This is a genomic window from Psychrobacter nivimaris (assembly GCF_904846365.1).
Lineage (GTDB): Bacteria > Pseudomonadota > Gammaproteobacteria > Pseudomonadales > Moraxellaceae > Psychrobacter > Psychrobacter nivimaris_B.
Genome location: NZ_CAJHAL010000009.1, coordinates 24,143 through 44,440 on the forward strand (window position 1 = coordinate 24,143; position 20,298 = coordinate 44,440).

Annotated in this window: 16 protein-coding genes; 10 read left to right on the forward strand and 6 right to left on the reverse strand. The window is 41.0% G+C overall.

The window, feature by feature from the left end:
* Window positions 1-95: 95 nt before the first annotated feature.
* From lepA to JMX63_RS05615, 7 genes are all read left to right on the forward strand, one after another.
* Window positions 96-1,895 carry a translation elongation factor 4 gene (gene lepA / locus JMX63_RS05585; RefSeq protein WP_101204270.1) on the forward strand — a complete coding sequence of 600 codons (1,800 nt, stop codon included), beginning with the start codon at window positions 96-98 and terminating at the stop codon, window positions 1,893-1,895.
* Window positions 1,896-1,997: 102 nt separating this feature from the next.
* Window positions 1,998-2,900 carry a signal peptidase I gene (lepB, locus tag JMX63_RS05590; RefSeq protein WP_201571488.1) on the forward strand — a complete coding sequence of 301 codons (903 nt, stop codon included), beginning with the start codon at window positions 1,998-2,000 and terminating at the stop codon, window positions 2,898-2,900.
* A 131-nt stretch (window positions 2,901-3,031) separates the two neighbouring features.
* Window positions 3,032-3,424, forward strand: coding sequence for a DUF4845 domain-containing protein (locus JMX63_RS05595; protein WP_227673250.1), 393 nt, complete (start codon window positions 3,032-3,034; stop codon window positions 3,422-3,424).
* A 103-nt stretch (window positions 3,425-3,527) separates the two neighbouring features.
* On the forward strand, window positions 3,528-4,325 hold the full coding sequence (gene rnc / locus JMX63_RS05600; RefSeq protein WP_057758394.1) for a ribonuclease III: 798 nt from the start codon (window positions 3,528-3,530) through the stop codon (window positions 4,323-4,325).
* A gap of 346 nt (window positions 4,326-4,671) precedes the next feature.
* Window positions 4,672-5,637, forward strand: coding sequence for a GTPase Era (gene era / locus JMX63_RS05605; RefSeq protein WP_227526679.1), 966 nt, complete (start codon window positions 4,672-4,674; stop codon window positions 5,635-5,637).
* 63 nt (window positions 5,638-5,700) lie between these two features.
* Window positions 5,701-6,582, forward strand: coding sequence for a DNA repair protein RecO C-terminal domain-containing protein (locus tag JMX63_RS05610; RefSeq protein WP_201571491.1), 882 nt, complete (start codon window positions 5,701-5,703; stop codon window positions 6,580-6,582).
* A gap of 67 nt (window positions 6,583-6,649) precedes the next feature.
* On the forward strand, window positions 6,650-7,423 hold the full coding sequence (locus JMX63_RS05615; protein ID WP_201571492.1) for a pyridoxine 5'-phosphate synthase: 774 nt from the start codon (window positions 6,650-6,652) through the stop codon (window positions 7,421-7,423).
* Between the two features lie 20 nt (window positions 7,424-7,443).
* Here the strand turns inward: JMX63_RS05615 and JMX63_RS05620 are convergent, their stop codons facing one another.
* Window positions 7,444-8,172, reverse strand: coding sequence for a GspH/FimT family pseudopilin (locus JMX63_RS05620; RefSeq protein ID WP_201571493.1), 729 nt, complete (start codon window positions 8,170-8,172; stop codon window positions 7,444-7,446).
* A 583-nt stretch (window positions 8,173-8,755) separates the two neighbouring features.
* Between JMX63_RS05620 and JMX63_RS05625 the strand changes: the two genes are divergently transcribed.
* The 3 genes from JMX63_RS05625 to mscL all read left to right on the forward strand — a co-directional run bounded on the left by JMX63_RS05625 (window position 8,756) and on the right by mscL (window position 12,985).
* Window positions 8,756-10,051 carry an OmpA family protein gene (locus JMX63_RS05625; protein WP_201571494.1) on the forward strand — a complete coding sequence of 432 codons (1,296 nt, stop codon included), beginning with the start codon at window positions 8,756-8,758 and terminating at the stop codon, window positions 10,049-10,051.
* Window positions 10,052-10,399: 348 nt separating this feature from the next.
* Window positions 10,400-12,250: a translational GTPase TypA gene (typA, locus tag JMX63_RS05630; RefSeq protein ID WP_057758402.1), complete on the forward strand. Its 1,851-nt coding sequence runs from the start codon at window positions 10,400-10,402 to the stop codon at window positions 12,248-12,250.
* A 279-nt stretch (window positions 12,251-12,529) separates the two neighbouring features.
* The gene (gene mscL / locus JMX63_RS05635; RefSeq protein ID WP_057758404.1) at window positions 12,530-12,985 is read left to right on the forward strand and encodes a large conductance mechanosensitive channel protein MscL; all 456 of its coding nucleotides are present in this window, start codon (window positions 12,530-12,532) and stop codon (window positions 12,983-12,985) included.
* 114 nt (window positions 12,986-13,099) lie between these two features.
* On the opposite strand, the gene JMX63_RS05640 is transcribed toward mscL, so the two are convergent.
* The 5 genes from JMX63_RS05640 to JMX63_RS05660 form a co-directional block, all read right to left on the reverse strand.
* The gene (locus tag JMX63_RS05640) at window positions 13,100-13,540 is read right to left on the reverse strand and encodes a hypothetical protein (RefSeq protein ID WP_201571495.1); all 441 of its coding nucleotides are present in this window, start codon (window positions 13,538-13,540) and stop codon (window positions 13,100-13,102) included.
* 290 nt (window positions 13,541-13,830) lie between these two features.
* Entirely contained in the window at window positions 13,831-14,772 is a 942-nt protein-coding gene (mutM, locus tag JMX63_RS05645) for a bifunctional DNA-formamidopyrimidine glycosylase/DNA-(apurinic or apyrimidinic site) lyase (RefSeq protein WP_201571496.1), read from the reverse strand.
* Between the two features lie 55 nt (window positions 14,773-14,827).
* A complete protein-coding gene (locus JMX63_RS05650) occupies window positions 14,828-17,365 on the reverse strand; it encodes a RelA/SpoT family protein (RefSeq protein ID WP_201571497.1) in 2,538 nt (845 codons plus the stop codon).
* Between the two features lie 423 nt (window positions 17,366-17,788).
* Entirely contained in the window at window positions 17,789-19,360 is a 1,572-nt protein-coding gene (gene rlmD, locus JMX63_RS05655; protein WP_201571503.1) for a 23S rRNA (uracil(1939)-C(5))-methyltransferase RlmD, read from the reverse strand.
* 62 nt (window positions 19,361-19,422) lie between these two features.
* Entirely contained in the window at window positions 19,423-20,247 is an 825-nt protein-coding gene (locus tag JMX63_RS05660) for a 3'-5' exonuclease (protein WP_057758412.1), read from the reverse strand.
* Window positions 20,248-20,298 lie beyond the last annotated feature (51 nt).

The window sequence follows — 20,298 nt, forward strand, 5'->3', positions numbered from 1 at the left end:
ACCTTGAAAGAAGTACAAGCACGTTATCAATTGCATCTGACAATATTTATTTTTTAGTTTTATTATTCTATCACCCTTAATTTAGTAGGCGCTTTGTGACTGCATTAGCCAATATTCGTAACTTTTCAATCATTGCCCACATTGATCATGGTAAGTCGACCCTTGCCGATCGTTTTATTCAGATGTGCGGTGCCTTGCAAGATCGCGAGATGCAGGCGCAGGTACTCGACTCAATGGATATTGAGCGTGAGCGCGGTATCACTATCAAAGCACAGTCAGTAACACTGTTTTATGATCATCCAAATGGTGAGCGCTATCAGCTTAACTTTATTGATACCCCGGGTCACGTCGACTTTTCATATGAAGTGTCGCGTTCATTAGCAGCTTGTGAAGGTGCGCTATTGGTTGTTGATGCCGCTCAAGGCGTAGAAGCGCAGTCAGTAGCCAATTGCTACACAGCCGTTGATCAAGGCTTAGAAGTCATGGCGGTGTTAAATAAGATTGATTTGCCACAAGTTGAGCCTGAACGCGTCATTCAAGAAATTGAAGATATTATCGGTATCGATGCCGTTGATGCACCGCGAGTATCAGCCAAATCTGGTCTTGGTGTTGATAAGCTGCTAGAAGCGCTGGTGGAGTTTATCCCGGCACCAACTGGTGACCGTGAAGCACCACTGCAAGCACTAATTATTGACTCTTGGTTCGATAATTATTTGGGCGTGGTCTCATTGGTACGGGTGCGTGAAGGTACTATACGTAAAGGTGACAAGTTATATATCAAATCGACTCAAGAGGCACATCTGGTTGGCTCGATTGGTGTCTTTACGCCTAAGCCTGTAGATACGGGTGTTTTAGAAGCAGGGGAAGTCGGCTTTGTTATTGCGGGTATTAAGGATATTGCCGGAGCACCAGTAGGCGACACTATCACTCATGCTAAGACCCCTGATGTGGATCGTATCCCAGGTTTTAAACAAGTCACGCCACAAGTCTATTCTGGTATGTTCCCAGTAGATTCGAGTGATTTCGAAAAATTCCGTGAAGCTTTGCAAAAACTGCAAATTAACGATGCGTCGCTGTTTTTTGAGCCAGATACGTCGGATGCGCTTGGTTTTGGTTTCCGCTGTGGCTTCTTAGGTATGCTGCACATGGAGATTATCCAAGAGCGTCTAGAGCGTGAATATGATTTAGATTTGATTACTACAGCGCCCTCAGTTATTTACGAAATTGAGAAAAAGAACGGTGATGTAATCTATGTAGATAATCCGTCACATCTACCTGAGCCAAACAACATAGAAGAATTCCGTGAGCCAATTGCCCGCTGTCAGATTTTAGTACCGCAAGAATTCTTAGGCAATGTAATGACGCTATGTATTGAGCGTCGCGGCGTTCAGGTTGATATGCGTTTTATGGGTCGACAAGTACAGCTTATATTTGATATCCCAATGGGCGAAGTGGTCATGGATTTCTTTGATCGCCTAAAGTCGGTCTCACGTGGTTTTGCATCGCTAGACTATAACTTTGAACGTTATCAAGCCGATAAGTTGGTGAGAGTTGATGTACTAATCAATGGCGATAAAGTCGATGCCTTAGCGATGATCGTGCACGAAACCCAATCACGTTATCGTGGTAATGCTCTAGTTACTAAGATGAAAGAGCTGATTCCGCGCCAAATGTTTGATGTCGCCATTCAAGCAGCTATCGGTAGCCAAATCATTGGTCGTAGTACGGTAAAAGCCATGCGTAAAGACGTATTAGCAAAATGCTATGGTGGCGATGTATCACGTAAGAAAAAGCTACTGTCTAAGCAAAAAGCTGGTAAAAAACGTATGAAGCAAGTAGGTAATGTGGAAATCCCACAAGAAGCCTTCTTAGCTGTGTTGCAAGTTGATAGCTAATCGCTAAACGTAACCTAAGATAGTCATTGTAGATAACAGTCAAATGTAGTGAGTCTTATCGTAAAGATGTTAGATAAGCCGCTCGTTAATAGGCAATTTGGTATGGATTTTGATTTTAATTTAATTTTAGTGCCGTTAACTATAGTCCTAGGAATTGTTTGGCTGTTAGATAAGCTAGCGCTCAAACAGCGCAAAACTCGTGGTCGAGGTCAAGAAGGCTTACTGGTCCGCTGGGCTTATGACTTTTTCCCTGTGTTAGCAGTGGTATTGATAGTACGCTCATTTTTAATTGAGCCATTTAATATCCCATCATCGTCTATGGTGCCGACGCTATATACGGGTGACTTTATTGCCGTCAATAAGTATGCATATGGCGTGCGCCTGCCGCTAACTTATAATAAGGTGCTAGATACTGGTGAACCTGAGCATGGTGATGTGGCAGTGTTTCGCTACCCTGAAAACCCGAGCATTTATTATATTAAACGCGTTATCGGTTTGCCTGGTGACACCGTAAGCTATAGTCAAGGCACGTTATCTATCAATGATGTACCTATTGAGACTAAGTCTGTAGATTTCGCGGCAAATGCTGAATTGACTTCACAGCTATATCTACCAGGGCAAATTGGTCCAGGTCAAGTGCTGACCGAAGAGAGTGCTTCTGCAATGGGTCAGCAAGAAGAAGATGCGGCACAATATTTTGAAGAAGTACAAGGTGACAACGAGCACCTCGTGCGCTATTTAGACGGCATGAACAGTTCACAGTACGCGCCATTTTTGCAGCAACAATCGCCAGAAGTGGTTGAGTCAGAAGGTACTGAGTGGCGCATTGACGTACCAGAAGGTCAGTATTTTGTGATGGGTGATAACCGAGATCGCAGTGCAGACGGTAGATTTTGGGGATTCGTTCCTGATGAAAACCTAGCAGGTAAGGCAGTTTATATTTGGATGCATAAACCACCTGGTCTTAACCTACCAACCTTTGAGCGTAATGGTACTATCAATTAAGGCGGTGTGATTGTTTATCGGTTGATTTGTTGACAATGGTTTTATGCTAATATCGTTGCTAAATAATTAATAGCTATTTATTATTTATACACTTATTCGAAATAGTCGTTTATCTTTAGAAGGATATCATAATGCAGCAATTATCTGGTTTGGCTATGCAGCGCGGCGCCAGTGTGACAAATGTTGTTCTTATTATTATACTTTTGGGTATTGCGACTAAGTTGATAGTAGCCATCGTACCGGCTCAGATTGGTGACTATCAATTGACCAAAGTATTAAGTGCACAGTTAAAAGAAGCCAATAATAATAAAGAGACAGCCAAACAATTTGTTGAACGTGTCAACAAACAGTTATCTATCAATGCTGACTATGATACCAAGGCAGAAGAAGTATTTACCTTTACTGATAAAAAAACAGGTCAATTGGCTATCCATAAAGAATATGCAGTAACTAATAACTTTTTTAGCAATGTCGATATCGTGAATCGTTTCGAAGGTAACATCGAGATGACGATAGCAGAGTAAGTCGCAATAGTACGACATAGCACCTTCATTATATTCATAAAATATATCAAATAATATTATTAAACTAAATCTGTCAAGCAGAAGGGATAACCACAAACCACGCATGAAACCAACTTCGCACCATTCCCAAGCGGTTCCTACTTCCCAAAAAAATAGTACGTCTGTTGACACGCTTGTTGTTAGCTCAGAATTTATTCAGCGGTTAGCAGTATTAACGCGTAAGTTAGGCTACGAGTTCAATGACTTGAGTCTACCTAAACTTGCGTTAACGCATCGCTCATTTGATAGCAAAAAAAACTATGAGCGCCTAGAGTTTTTAGGTGATGCACTTTTAGGGATGATTGTGGGTGAAGCTTTATATCATCGTTATCCTAGTCAAAATGAAGGGCGCTTAACGCGTATGCGTGCGACATTGGTACGCCAAGAGTCGTTGGTAATTATCGCTCAAAATTTAGAGCTGTCTAACCATCTTATATTAGGAGTAGGTGAGCGCAAAGGTGGCGGTCGCAATCGTGCTTCTATACTGGCCGATGCCGTAGAGTCTCTAATTGGTGCTATCTATTTAGACAGCCAAGATATGGATATTACTCGCAAATGTGTTCTCTCTTGGTATGGTGATCTGATTGATAATGTCAATGACCAAAAAGCGCTGAAGGACGCCAAGAGTCGGTTACAAGAGTGGCTACAATCTAAGCAGTTTGACTTGCCCAACTACGAACTCATGGAAACGCGTGGTAATGCACCGCATCAAATTTTCGTTGTACGTTGCCATGTCAATATCAATAATTGCCCTGATATTACTGAATCTGGTGAGAGCCGCCGTATTGCTGAACAGAAAGCAGCAGAGCTTATGATTAACCAATTACATAAATTGCCAGGATCTGCCAAAAAACGTGTATAGCCGACATCCATAAACGCGTTTTTAGATGCATAGTATCTGTTTAGACTGGTTTATAACTTGGCAAACATACATTAAAACTACCTCACATATTATTCATTTTAAAACTTTAAATGTTTCTAGCCCGTTTTTAATGGTGACTAAATAAATTTACCATCAAAGACTGTTCGGCTAGTCACAAACCCTATAGGATTAACTTATGAGCAATCATACTGATTTGCCATCAAACAATGAAGACAGCACCCAAAATTTGGGTGAGAATACAGATATTGATTTAAGCCAAAACAATATCGAAGTTACCGAAGAGATTCATGCTATTGATGCAGAAGATATTGCATTAGACAATGATATGGCTATTGAAGAGTTTTTTGCGCCAAGTGGTAATACTCGGATGGCTGATGATTTTAGAGCAGGTTATGTGGCCATTGTTGGACGACCAAATGTGGGCAAGTCAACTTTGATGAATCACTTATTGGGTCAAAAGCTGTCTATTACCTCACGTAAACCGCAAACTACCCGTCATCGTATTCATGGCATTTTGTCAAACCATGAAATGCAAGCGGTGTTTGTTGATACACCAGGTATTCACCGTAACGAAGTACGTGCTATTAACGAACGTATGAATAAAGCGGCGGTATCGGCGTTAGTAGATGTAGATTTAGTACTGTTTGTTGTCGATTCAGATCAATGGCGTGACGATGATTTATTGACCTTGCAAAAGCTCGGTGAGACCAATCTAACAGTCGTATTGGTTATTAATAAGTCAGATACTCTAAAAGATAAAGGCAGCGTGCTACCACTTATCGAAACTTTCAACGATAGTTTCGATTTTGCTGATATCGTTCCTGTATCTGCACTAAAAAATCAAAACTTAGATCGTTTGCAAGAAGTGATTGCCTCACATTTGCCAGTCGCTGCGCCTATTTACGATACAGAACAAATCACAGATCGCTCTGAGCGATTTTTAGCCAGTGAAATCATTCGCGAAAAAATCATGCGTAGTGCGGGTGATGAAGTGCCATATGATTTAACCGTACAGATTGATGAGTTTAAAGATGAACCTGCCCATACTGATCCAAAAACAGGGCGTCCACGCAAAGCTTGTACTTTCATAGATGCGACTATCTATGTTGAGCGTGGTGGTCAAAAAGCCATCGTTATCGGTGATAAAGGCCAGCGTATCAAACAAGTTGGTATGGATGCTCGTAAAGATATGGAGCAGTTGTTTGGTAAAAAAATCATGTTAACTTTGTGGGTCAAAGTGAAACGTGGCTGGTCCGATGACGAGCGTGCATTGACCAGTTTGGGTTATTGATAGCGGTTAAAAACGAACGCTTCAAAAGCACTGTCTGCCTTTTAGATATTTAGGTAATAAAAAATGCGTAATGAAGCGCTCGTCGGGTATTTGTTGCATCAGCGTCCTTATCAAGAAAAGCGCGCTTTGTATTATCTTTTTTCTCAACAACACGGTGTGATACATGGTGTTGGGAAAAAAGGCGCGCCACTATTTATGCCGTTACAGATTTTTGCTACTGGCAAACGCGACTTAAAAACCTTTAGTCAAATTAATATTGCTTCGCAAGATAATACTCAAGCTGACAGTGTTCAAAAAGACAGTGTTCAAAAAGACAGTGTTCAAAAAGACAGTGTTCAAAAAGACAGTGTTCAAAAAGATAGTGTTCAAAAAGATAGTGTTCAAAAAGATAGTGTTCAAAAAGATAGTGCACCTGCTGTCTTAGAAGCCGTACCTTACGCTAATATCAGCGGTCAACATCAGTATGCTGCACTATATATAAACGAGATTCTGTGGCGGTTGTTACCTACTGAAGATCCAATGCCAGTATTGTGGCAGCATTATCAAATCAGTCTACAACAACTCAAGCAACCTCTCAATAATAGCGAGCTTCGCCTCTGTCTACGTCAGTTTGAGCAGTATCTATTTACCGAATTAGGATTCACTTTAACGTTAACGCATGACAACGTTGAAGATCCCATCGAGTATGATTGTACTTACCGCTTTTTACCGGATGTAGGTTTGCTCCCTGTATTGGTACATAATGAAGAGTCTGAGCATTTAGCCAGTGAGTCTGGACAGACTGTTTTTAAGGGTGCGGATATCATAGAAATGGCACGTTTAGGTATTACTGAACAGACGCTGAGCCATTGGTCAAAACTACATCGACATCTTATTGATCATTTGCTTGATTATCAGCCGCTACAAAGTCGTCTGTTATGGCAGCAACAGCAGCGTTATCAATAACTGCATTCTCAAATATCATCGTAGTATCAACTATATAAGTTAGGCTTAATTGTCCAAAGGATTTTTTATGAGCATCTCTGTATCTACCTCATCTGAAAACAATTCAAAAAAACCTTTGTTAGGCGTGAATATTGATCACGTGGCAACATTGCGTCAAGCGCGTGGTGTGAGTTATCCAAATCCTTTGGCTGCTGCATTATTGTGCGAAAAGGCAGGGGCAGATGGTATCACTATACATCTACGTGAAGATCGTCGTCATATACAAGATGCGGATGTTTATGAAATGGCAGGGCAGTTGTCGACGAGAATGAATCTAGAGATGGCCGCAACGGATGAGATGCTTGCAATTGCCTGCAAAGTTAAACCTTTTTGGGTATGTCTAGTACCTGAAAAGCGTGCAGAGCTAACGACAGAAGGTGGTCTTGATGTTGCAGGGCAAGTCATATCTCTAAAAGAGTATGTTCATAAACTGCAAGCCTCTAATATTAAGGTTTCCTTATTCATTGATCCTGATGACAAGCAGATTGCAGCCGCAATAGAGTGTGGCGCAGACGCAATAGAGTTGCATACTGGTGCTTATGCCGAAGCAGGCTTAGCAAATGATACTGACGTACAGTTGGCTGAACTTAAAAGACTTGAACAAGCAGTAGCTACAGCACAGAGCCTAGACGATAAATTGCTTATTAACGCGGGTCATGGTCTAACGTGTGACAATGTGAATGCTATTGCAAAGATTGATGGTATCTATGAGTTAAATATTGGTCACGCACTTATTGCAGATGCGGTCTTCGTAGGACTAGAAAGCGCTGTGACAATGATGAAAGAGGCCATGCATGAATAGGTTTGCATATACGGCATCTATTACCCATTACATTTCGTAGGGTGGTCTACGTTAAGTTTATGTTTGACGATACCGGATTGGTTAAAAGAGATTTGGTACATTGATTTATTATAAGAAGAGGTAGGGCAATATTTTATATGACCGAAGTGTCCTCGTGGTCTGCCACTATCACCCCAAAATTTAGTATAGTGACGCCTACCGCCAACTCTTAATTTCACTGTACTATATCTTAGGTTTAAGGATTGCTGAGTTAATAAGGTATCTACTTGAGAATCAAAATGCTTATTATTGTTTTTATCTACGAATAGCAGAAGCGTTTTATCACTGTTCCTATGACATTGCTGTGCATCATTCGATAAACAAACCAAGACATCCTGCCGACTTATGTAACTTTCAGCCTTTGCTAATGATAAGGTACTCTCTAGTTGATGCTTGACACGTTGCGCTTCCATCCGTGCTAAGTGCGTTAAGATGCTTGGCGCCGCAATAGCTGCAATAATTCCTAATACCATTGTCGTCACAGTTAGCTCAACGAGAGTAAAGCCGTTTGATTGCTTAGCATTTAAAATATTATCGTTTTGAAGGAGTGGTTTCCTATAAATGACAAACTTCAATAGTTTATTGAATAACCTAGATGCAATAGCTAATAAATTATCAATTCCATACCTGCCGTTTTTACAAATAGGTAAACAAAGGGTAAAAATGGCTATTCTCTTATAATGGGCCAGTATCTTACTAAGCAAGTTCATAATGCGCTACATCCTATAGCTGTTTATCTTTGAAGTAAAAACAACGTCTCACACACCCTTGTGTTGACTATCTTTTAAGCTAACCAATTGTCTAAATTCTTTAGACTTTCTCTTATTCCACTGTATATAAAACACATACAACACCTAATTACTTGATTTTCAGAAGAATATTGGTTTTTTACAATATATATGTAATATATAGCGACTGTCAAAAAATGTTTCAATTAGTGAAAGAACGACATTAACAATAGAGAAAAAATTCTAATTGTAATAAAATACTTCAAGAAAATAGCTATCAATAGACTATTCATCTATCGCAAACTGCTGTGTAAAAGATAAGAAGCGTAAGGTGTGTTAGTTCTGGGTAACTTAGACTGTTTATTGTGTTTTAGTTACAACATTATCGTGTAATAATGTGTAGCTCGTTAACGAAAAAAGTTGTAAACTGAATTAATAATCGCTAAGCTACTCCTTAATTGGTTTTGCTTTGTAACTTAAAATGCGTAAGAGATGTCTATCTTAGTACGTCTTGAGAATCGGTTTTGCTTAATGCATCACTAAAATTATCCTTTGGAGGAAGTCCATGAAATTGAATAAAATAGCTCTAGCCCTTGTTGCTGTAGCGGCTGCACCGATGGCAGCTAATGCTGGTGTTACTATTAGCCCATTGTTACTTGGTTATCACATGACTGAAGAATTCAGTGATACCTCTGACAAACAGCGTGAAGTTCTTACTACTGGTAAAAACTTATATGAAAACGCTAACGGCGATGTTATCGGTGATGGTAGCCGTGGTAATAGCAATGGTGGCGTAGCCAAAGAAAGTAGCCTATACACTGGTGCAGCTTTAGGTATCGAACTTACTCCTTCTACTCAGTTCCAAGTAGAATATGGCGTATCTGATGCAAACGGTGAAGCTTCTGAAGATTCAGCTGATGCAGGCGTTAACCGCTTTGATATCGAACAAGAAATGATTTCTGGTAACTTCTTGATCGGTACTGAAGAATTCACTGGTTACACTGATAGCGCACTTAAGCCATATGTACTAGTAGGTGCTGGTCAGTCTAAAATCAAAGTAGAGAACCAAGAACAGTATACTAATTCTAACGGTGAAGTAGTTGCTGCTGGTACTGAAGTATCAAACTCTAAAGACACTATTGGTAACCTAGGTCTAGGTGCTATGTATCGCATCAATGACGCGCTAAGCCTACGTGGTGAAGCTCGTGCGATTCATAACTTTGACAACAACTGGTGGGAAGGCATGGCTTTGGCCGGTCTAGAAGTAGTACTAGGTGGCCATTTAGCACCTACAGTAGCAGTACCACCTATGCAAGAGCCAGTAGTTGACAACACTCCAGTAGTCCTTGTTGAAGCTGATCTTGATTCTGACGGTGATGGCGTACCTGATAGCATCGATGCATGTCCAGGCACTCCAATGAACGTTGTAGTTGATGAGCGCGGTTGCCCAGTACCAGTAGACATTACTGACGAACTGAAAATGGAACTACGTGTATTCTTTGATAACGACAAGTCAGCTATCAAAAACCAGTACAAGCCAGAAATCGCTAAAGTAGCAGAGAAGATGCGTGAGTATCCTAACTCTACCGCTCGTGTAGAAGGTCATGCTTCTAAGACTGGTCCTTCAGCACGTTATAACCAACGTCTATCTGAAGCTCGTGCCGTTGCTGTTAAATCTATGCTAACTAACGAATTCGGTATTGCTCCAAACCGTCTATCAACTGTAGGCTATGGTTACAACAACCCAATCGCTTCAAACGACACTGAAGAAGGTCGTGCTATGAACCGTCGTGTTTATGCCATCATCACTGGTGACAAAACAATGACTGTTGAACAAACTAAAGATATGGTTGTTCAATAAGTATTAGCAAAATAACCGTATAGTTAAATATACAGTTACAAAAAAAGTCACCCAATGGGTGGCTTTTTTTATTTATGTATTGAGAAAAGTGAGTTATTACATAAATTTATGAATCAATAATGTTATACTAGCCACCCAAACATTCTGTAAATTAACAGTATGTACATTAGCATAGCAATCTGTATGATGAATTCGTCAGTATAGATATTTGATTGTATTGAACTTTTTTATTTGATAGCATTCTTTTCTGCGTCATCTTAGATTCAATATCTATCTGATTGATGATGAAAGTTTATTCAGCAGCGCTTACTGCTACTGCATTTTTTTAAGACGAAACGAGCATTTTATATGGCGAACGATATCAAACACCTGCGTAACATTGCAATTATTGCCCACGTTGACCACGGTAAGACAACTTTGGTTGATAAGTTATTACATCAGTCTGGTACTTTTGGCGACCGTGCAAACATTGCTGAGCGTGCAATGGACTCAGGTGATATTGAGCAAGAACGTGGTATTACCATTTTGGCTAAAAACACAGCTATCCGCTGGACAGATAAAACTTCAGAAACCGAATACCGTATCAATATTGTAGATACCCCAGGTCACGCCGATTTCGGTGGTGAAGTTGAGCGTGTAATGTCTATGGTTGACTGCGTACTTTTGGTTGTTGACGCTGTTGATGGCCCAATGCCTCAGACTCGTTTTGTGACGCAAAAAGCATTTGAACAAGGTCTAAAGCCGATCGTTGTTATCAACAAAATTGATCGTCCTGGCTCACGTCCTGATTGGGTAATGGATCAAATCTTTGATTTGTTTGATAACCTAGGTGCAAACGATGAGCAGCTTGATTTCCCAGTTGTTTATGCTTCAGCATTGAACGGTATTGCAGGTCTAGAAGCAGATGATTTAGCTGATGACATGACCCCATTGTTCAAAACTATCGTTGACGTTGTTCAGCCTCCACAGGTTGATGCTGACGCTCCGTTCCGTATGCAAATCTCAAGCCTTGATTACAACAGCTTTGTTGGTGTAATTGGTATTGGCCGTATTCAACGTGGTAAAGTTAAACTTAACACGCCAGTGACTGTCATTGATAAGCATGGTAAGACGCGTAACGGCCGTATCCTAAAAATCATGGGTTACCATGGCCTTGATCGTATTGACGTTGAAGATGCACAAGCAGGTGATATCGTTTGTATTACAGGTATCGATGCGTTAAACATCTCTGATACTATTTGTGATCCTAACAATGTTGAAGCGCTACCAGCACTAACGGTAGATCAACCTACAGTATCTATGAACTTCCAAGTAAATAATTCACCATTTGCTGGTCGTGAAGGTAAGTTTGTGACTTCACGTAACATTCGTGAGCGTCTTGAGCGTGAGTTGATTCATAACGTAGCATTGCGTGTAGAAGACACAGAGTCTCCTGACAAATTTAAAGTTTCAGGCCGTGGTGAGCTTCATTTATCAGTACTTATCGAAAACATGCGCCGTGAAGGTTTTGAGCTAGGTGTTTCTGGTCCAGAAGTTATCGTTAAAGAAGTTGATGGTAAGCTACAAGAGCCGTATGAAAACGTTGTCTTCGATATCGAAGAAGAGCATCAAGGTTCTATCATGGAGCAAGTTGGTCTACGCAAAGGCGAGATGACTAACATGGAGCTGGACGGTAAAGGCCGTATGCGTATCGAGGCGACCATACCAGCGCGTGGCTTGATCGGTTTCCGCTCTGAGTTCCTAACCCTGACTTCAGGTAGTGGTATCATGACCTCGAGCTTCTCACATTATGGTCCACAGAAGATCGGTGATGTTGGTGGTCGTTCTAACGGTGTATTGGTTTCTATGGCAAATGGTACTTGCCTAGGTTTTGCTCTATTTAACCTACAGAAACGTGGTAAGTTGTTTGCTGAACCACAGCTTGAAGTTTATGAAGGTATGATTGTTGGTCTTAACTCTCGTAACGATGATATGACTGTTAACCCGACGACTGCTAAACAGTTAACCAACGTACGTGCTAGTGGTACTGACGAAGCATTGACGTTGACGCCAGCAGTGAAGTTCACTCTTGAGCAAGCGCTTGAATTTATTCAAGACGATGAGCTAGTCGAAGTAACGCCAAAAGCGGTACGTATTCGTAAGCGCTACTTAACTGAAAGTGAGCGTAAACGTCACGGCCGTGGTAAAAAAGGTGCTTAATATCAATAATTGAATTACTTAGTGATTCATAGTATTGATATTTGACGCGAACACTTAGTGTCAGTAGTTTTACTGGCACTGAGTGATTCAAAAATGAGCAGTATAAGGTGAGCTATTAGTGGTTGACTTTATACTGCTTTTTTTTATGTTGTAATCTTGGAAAAATACAGACAGAATGAATAGTGGTATTAATGTATTCAATTATTAACATGAAAGTTAGATGTGATACTAACTATATAAATATCTATTGGTTTATAGATAAATTTTGAGGAAAAAACAATGAGTATGGTTTCAGAGTTTAAAGAGTTCGCTGTCAAAGGTAATGTGATGGATTTGGCAGTCGGTGTCATCATCGGCGGGGCTTTTGCTACCATCACAAAATCTTTGGTAGATGATATTATTATGCCAATTGTCGCTTTTATCTTTGGCGGCGAGATTAATTTTGAAAACATGTTCTTAGTTTTAGGTGATGCACCTGATGGTATTGCTATGACTTATGATGCGCTCAAAGAAGCAGGTGTACCTGTGTTGGCTTACGGTAGTTTTATTACCGTACTTATTAACTTCTTAATTTTAGCTTTCATCATCTTTATGATGGTGAGAGGTGTCAATAAAATGCGCCGTGCTGAAGAGGTGGAGGAAGTTATAGAAGAAGCAGTAGAAGAGCCATCAGAAGAAGTGAAGTTGCTGCGTGAAATCAGTGCTAAATTAAGTAATACCAGTATTACGAAATAAATTATCAAATCGTTGACAATAAAAAAGGCTAACTTCTCGAGTTAGCCTTTTTTTCTATGAAATAGTCACAGTTATTTTTGTAAACTATTTGGTGTGCCTACTAAAAGCAAATTGTTATGGAGTAACCACTACATAGTCATTGGTGTTAATCAGAATTTCTGATGGTTGATCGACAACGATACGTACTACGTTATTATCAACAACTTGAGATTTATAATAGTTGTCTTCTGCAACTGTGCAGCCTAAACAACGTCCCATCGCATCCCAAGGTTCAACAAATAGCTTCTGCTGTGCTTGATCTGCATTACCACCAATAAGTGAAAAAGGTAGGCTTACGATATAAGCTGCCGTACCAGCTACAGCATTCACGAGTTGCAGTGGCTTACCAACAATCGTATCGACTACCATCGTCTCGTATGAAGGACCGAAATCAGTTTCATCAATTTCTATAGCTGCAAAAGTAGGCTGAATAGTTACAACTACCAATCCTAAAGTTGCCAATACAGTAAAAAATCTCTGCTTAACTGTGCGTTGGGTTTTTGCTTTAACAGTCATAACGATATCCTGAAACTCATAGTAGTATGATCAATGGCTGCTGCTATCTTCACGCAGGAATCTTGCGGCAACAATAGTTAGGCTAAATATTACAGAAAAATAAATGATACGCACTATTTATGTAAGCGCTAGCACTATTAAAGCAAGATGTGCGCTAATAAGCAACAAAAATGAGAATAATCTAGTTATAGCTTTGACAATATTGGGTACTTTCAAAAGTAGATACTGTATCTAAATATTATCTTCATGTAATCTAAATATACCTCAAGCAAACAGATATCAGTTATTAGCTATTTTAACGGCTGACAATTTGGACAATAAACACTGGCCCTACCAGTAAGCTTAATGTTTTCTAGCGTCGTGCTGCAATGTAGACAGCTTTCTCCTTGTCTACCATACACATTTAAGGTTTGCTGAAAGTAACCAGTTTGACCACTTGCTACTGTGAAATCTCGTAGTGTCGAACCGCCCAACTTTATCGCTTTCTTTAAAATTTCTTTAATATGATTCACTAAAATAACAATTTGATCGTATGAAAGTTGATTGGCTGGCGTAGCAGGGTGGATGCTGGATAAATACAGACTTTCAGTCGCATAAATATTGCCAACACCGACCACGACTTCTTGCTCCATGACGACAGATTTAATCGCTCGGGAGATAGGTTTCAGTCGCTTATTCGTTTTGGTACTATCTGCCGATGACCCATTGCCATCTTGGCTAGCTAAATCAATACGCTGGATTAAGCTGTATAAATAGTCTGCGGTAAAATCTTTTGAAAGTGGTTCAGGACCTAAATGATCTAGTAGTTTACTACCGTAATTTTCATGCCATAGTAGTGAACCAAAACGTCTTGGATCATAGTAATGTAGCTGAGACTTTTTGTTAGCAGTATCATTAAAAATGACGACCAGATGATCATGTTTGCGCTTATCAGTACCATAGCTATGCTGTTGTAAGCTACCTGACATTCCTAAGTGAATAAGAAGCTGACGTGGTTCAACTTTGCTGGCTGACATTTTAGCGTTATTCTGTGCAGTTACTGGCAGAAAATTAAGAATTAGATACTTTGCTCGGCGCTCGACACTCTCTAATGTGTAATTAATTAGCTCGTCCAAGTTGTCTGGCATCATCCATCGCAGTTTTGGTTGAAATACTTTAACATCAACTACCTGTTGCCCCAACAATGGAGCAAGACTGGCTTTAGTGGTTTCTACTTCAGGTAATTCAGGCATAGTATTTTTTGACAACTCTATTATGGAATAAACAACGACTGGCTTAAGGTTTCATTTACACGACTGCACGGCGCGCGTGCAAAATACCATGTTGCTGTTCTAATTTTGCGAGCAACTTAGATAGATGCGCTAAGCCTGAGACTTCAATATGGAACTTTAAAAAAGCAATATTGTCGTCATTGCTTAACGTTTGAACTTGGCGAATATTGACGTTTTCTTTATCAATTATCTGTGTCAAATCACGTAGCAAACCGCGTCGGTCATATGCTTCGACATGAATATCAACGGGTTGATAACGCCCCGTCTGCACTTGCCAAGCGGCTTCTATCTTGCGCTCAGGGTCACGCTCGACCAGACGTAAGTACTCTGGGCAGCCTCGATTATGCACGCTAACGCCACGCGATAAAGTGATGTAGCCAGCTATCGGTTCGCCATGCACAGGATGACAACAACCTGCCAAATTGATTTCAATATTATCCAAACCATCGATATGGATTTTATACGCATCGAGCTTACCTGTATCTCGGTTATCTACATGAGGTACAAAGCTCTCTGGTGGTATTTCAGGTTCAAGGTGTAGCTGACGAGAGATATGACTGGTCAACTGATTCAGGCCAATATCACCTGTCACTAGACCCACGATAATGTCATCGGTCGTATTGACATGAAAATGCTGAATATAGTCGTTCAAATCAATACTATTAGGATGAACAGATAGGCGCTCAAGCTCTTTGCTAAGCATTTGGCGGCCTATTTCAATATTCTTATCACGGTCTTGCTTATTAAACCACTGGCGAAGTTTTGAACGGGCCCGATTGGTATGAATATAACCTAACGATGCTACCAGCCAGTCACGATTGGGCTCACGCGATGCCTTAGTGATAATCTCAACTTGCTCACCTGTTTTCAACTGGTAAGTCAGTGGCACATAGCGCTGATTGACGCGAGCTGCCTGCGCGCGGTTGCCAACTTGAGTATGCACATAGTAGGCAAAATCGAGAACGGTTGCGCCTTTTGGTAGTTCGGTAATATCACCGTCACGACTAAAGATATAAATACGTTCTAGCTCATCAAAATCAACGAGTTGCTCTTCTTCGTCAAACTCAATATCATCTATCTCTTCGCCCGCTACCACAGCTGAGCGTGGTTGATTACGTGTCTCATTGTTGATGGATAATAATTGGCGCAATGAGCTGATTCTTTGATTCAGATAATTGTCTTTCTTGTTCTTTAGCCCTTCTTTGTAATTAACGTGCGCACACATGCCAAGCTCGGCCTCAAAATGCATCTCATGAGTACGAATCTGGACTTCTAGTGACTTATTTTCTGCAATTACAGCCGTATGTAGCGAGCGATAACCATTGGACTTAGGGTTAGTAATATAGTCATCAAACTGTTCAGGAATGTAACGCCATAAGCCGTGTACTAGGCCTAAAACGTGATAACAGTCAGAAGGGCTATTGACCAAGACGCGCAAGGCACGAATGTCATAAAGCTGATCGAAAGACAAGCCTTTAAGCTTCATTTTTCGATAGATAGAGTAGATATGTTTGACGCGCCCAGATACTTCGCCTTCAATACTGGCATCTGCTAATGATTCATTTAATTTGTCTTGTACGCGCTGAATATAGGACTCTCGTTCGCTACGTTTTTCTGACAGCAGCTTAGCAATTTCTTTGTAGCGATCAGGCGCAAGATAACGGAAAGCTAAATCTTCGAGTTCCCATTTTAGCTGTGCAATACCTAAACGATGGGCTAATGGCGCATAAATAGTCATGACCTCACGCGCGACACGAGTTTGACGCTCTGGCCTAGAAAACGTCAACTCACGCATGGCGAAAGTACGTTCAGCCAGTTTTATCAGTACCACGCGCACGTCGTTGGTGACAGAGATGAGCATGCTATAAATATTTGATAGCTGATCACGTTGATTATTGACGAAATGGTCTTCTAAGCGCTTGTTGCTTTCGATAATCTCCGACAGTTTACCCATTGCAAGGGTATCTTTCACAAGCGTCAAAATATCTGGACCAAAGTTTTTTTCAACTTCAGCGAGACTGATGATTGATTTGCGCGCACTGCGATACAGCATGGCCGCGACCAATGCGTCTTCATCTTGATAAAGATAGGTCAGAATATCGGTCATACCGATACCAGTAACATAAGCGCCTGAACGCTCAGATTCACTGGTATTCATATGACTGCGAATAAACTCGCAAGCTGCACTTAGGTTGGGTACTGACTCTTGTCCAATACGTTTGGCCACATTATCTAGCCAAGTAGGTACATCGATGTTGGCTTGATCCAAGTCGACCGCCTCAAGCTCTTTGTTTGATAGCGCATTGGTATCATCCAAATACTCGTCTTCAGTGTGAGGGTCATGCAAATGATAAGTGTGTGCGGCTGAGCGATCAAAAGTAGTATGTAGCTTGTGAGTTGCCAATTGGTATTTGATGTCGAGGGGAATTTGGGCATAGCTATTGGCTGACTGATGAGAGCGTTGGCTCGCCACCAGTTGCGCCGCAAGTGTTGCACTATCGGCCTGCGTGGTCTGTCCATCCACCAACGGTAATCCTTCACGAATTTTTACCATAGCCGACTCCTCTTAGCTATTTTGAATTGATTATAACCTCATCTACTATGCACACACTCTGAATTAACGATCCATAAAGTGTCAGCTATAAACCAATACAACTGCTAAAAATGTTATTTTTAGCAGCTATAAAATGCGCGTAAAATATATAAAGCTATGAGTGCAAATGCTTGCTATGTAGCGATTGGAAACATCATCAAAAACATAGGAAGATTGTTTACTATTATCTCATTTTAAAGTGACAAATCAAGCGAGCCTCTGTACGGCTGGGGTCAATTACGCTAAATAATGGTTATTTATTAGCACAAACTTATCAAAGTTTTGAGTTATCTTAGATAATTGTAATAACGCTTAATTGTCTCTTTAATCAGGTTTAACTATTAGTTGTTATTAACTATTAATCATTTTTGAAGATTAATAATATTAAACCGCTACTTTTTCAAAGCGAGCGATAGATTCAACATGACCTGTATGGCAGAACATATCCATCACGCCGGCATGAGTCAGACGATAGCCTTGTTCTAACAATGCTTTTGTATCACGGGCAAGGGTCGCTGGATTACAAGAGACATAAACAATGCGCTCAGCATTAAATTTTGGCAAATATTGCATAATCTCCCAAGCACCAGAGCGCGGTGGATCAATCAACAGTGCATCAAAGCCTTGGTTGGCCCATGGCTTATCAGTACAGTCTTGAGTCAAATCTTGACTATAAAACTCAGTATTGTTGATACCGTTGCGACGAGCGTTGTCAGCAGCACGTTCGGTCATGGCTTCACTGCCTTCGACACCGACTACTGAGCCTGTTTCGCCAACGAGGCGCGCTAATGGCAAGCTAAAGTTACCCAAACCACTGAATAAATCTAATACGCGTTCGCCTGCTTTTAAGTCCAATAAGTCACAGGCAAGCTTGGTCATCTGACGGTTTACGGATAGATTTACTTGAGTAAAGTCAGTAGGGATAAATTCAAAAGTCAGATCATACTCTGGCAATTGATAATATAAACGACCAAATTGCTCGCTCAAATCATCAGCGTCTGTCAAAGCAATACGTTGGATGCTATCAACGCCTTTCGACTGCAAATATAGCTGCCAATTACGCGCTGCGAAAAATACTTTTAGTTTGTCTATATCAGTATCTGATAACGGTTCTAAATTACGTACGATGAGCGCAACTGGCTGATTGCCATCAGGTAGTTCTGGCAGTTGCTCACCCATTGCAAGCTCAAGCTGAGCAATCTTGTCACGGCTTTCTAGGGTGCTAATAAGTATTTTTAGGTTTTCAATCTCAAACCCAATACGTGGATCTAGGATATGACATTCATTTAGCTCTGCCAAGAAATTACTTGAACGCTCGCGAAAGCCGACAAGCGCGGTTTCTTTTTTGACGACATAGCGCACGCCCAAACGTGCTTTGGTACGATAGCCAAGACGATCGCCGACCACAGGGGCGAGCCAATTGTCAGGTTCCGCGTTGGCTTGATGCATCAGCATTTCAGCCAGTACTGACTGTTTAAAATTTATTTGTCCATCTGGCTGCCAGTGCTGCAAGTTACAACCACCGCAAGTACCGAAATGCGGGCAGGGTGGTACAGCACGTTCAGGGTTTGGGTTAGCAGTGATACTAATGGCATCGCCTTCTTCAAAGCTAGCACGGCTGTTGGTTATTTTTACTAAGGCGCTTTCACCTGGGAGGGCAAAGCTAACAAATATTTTTTTGCCGTGCTTATCTTCAGCATGACCTTCCGCAACATCAAAACCATTACCATAGACAGCAACACCGCGACCATCATGTGATAAGCCATCAATATTGAATGGAATTGGCTCTGCGTCTTTTAGACGACGACGTGTCTTTGATGATGGCTTTGATTTTTTCTTACTCGGCGGAATGACAATCGTTTGGGTGTCGTTTGTTTGAGCTTCATTCGCTTGAGCGTTACTATTTTGCGCTGCCATATCAGATGCTGTAGATGTTTTTGAATCGGTGGGTTGCATAAACCTGCCTTAATAATAAATAGCTAGAAAAGGGGAATAAAAAACTACTAATAATGCGAATTCTATAATTCGGGTGCCGATGACCAGTCAGCGATAAACTCTTGATGTCGCGGACTACCGTCAGCTTGGGTATACTTTGCCAGATAGTCATAGCTCTGCTGCTGCCAAGCATCAAAATCTTGTGAAGACAACTGTCCTGTTAGACGTAACCAGCGTAAATAAATAAGCCAAGTATTCATCACATCAGACTCACAGTATATAGATAGGGTCTGCCAGTCACCGCTACTAACAAGCGCGCCAACCATGCTGCCATCCACGTCAGTTTTACCGGGTAATCCGTACAGACTTGCGACGATATCCATGGCTTCGCGGCGACTAGCACCATACTGGCTAAACCTATCCATCAAGTCTAGATGACGTGTATGAAAACGATTAACATAGTTATCAAAGCGCATATTTTTAATACGTTCGCCTTCTTCGAACAGCCATGGTGCTGACAAATCATATTGCATGGCACGATATATCAGTACAGGTATGTCAAAGCCTGAGCCATTCCAACTAATAAGTTGCGGCAATGTCTCAATGTCGTTAAAGGCTCTAAAGAATTTGGCTAGGATTTCTTTTTCACTAAATTTATCGGCAGTCAAAGAAAATAGCGATAACTTACCATCCTTGATATACAGAGCTGAGATACAGACAATACGCTGTAGTGGCAGGCGCATAAAGTCGTGCCCTGCCTCTTGTGTACGTATGGCTGTCAGCGCGCTTAAGGCATCTGCATCGTTGAGATCGGCCAATTGCGGATAGATACGGCGTGCTGCATCGACATCGGCAACAGTCTCGATATCAAAAACCAATATAGGGTCGGATGGTAGCGCTTGTGACATAGATAATCCTGACTATTTATGAGCTGATAGTTAATTCATTATGAAAGAATG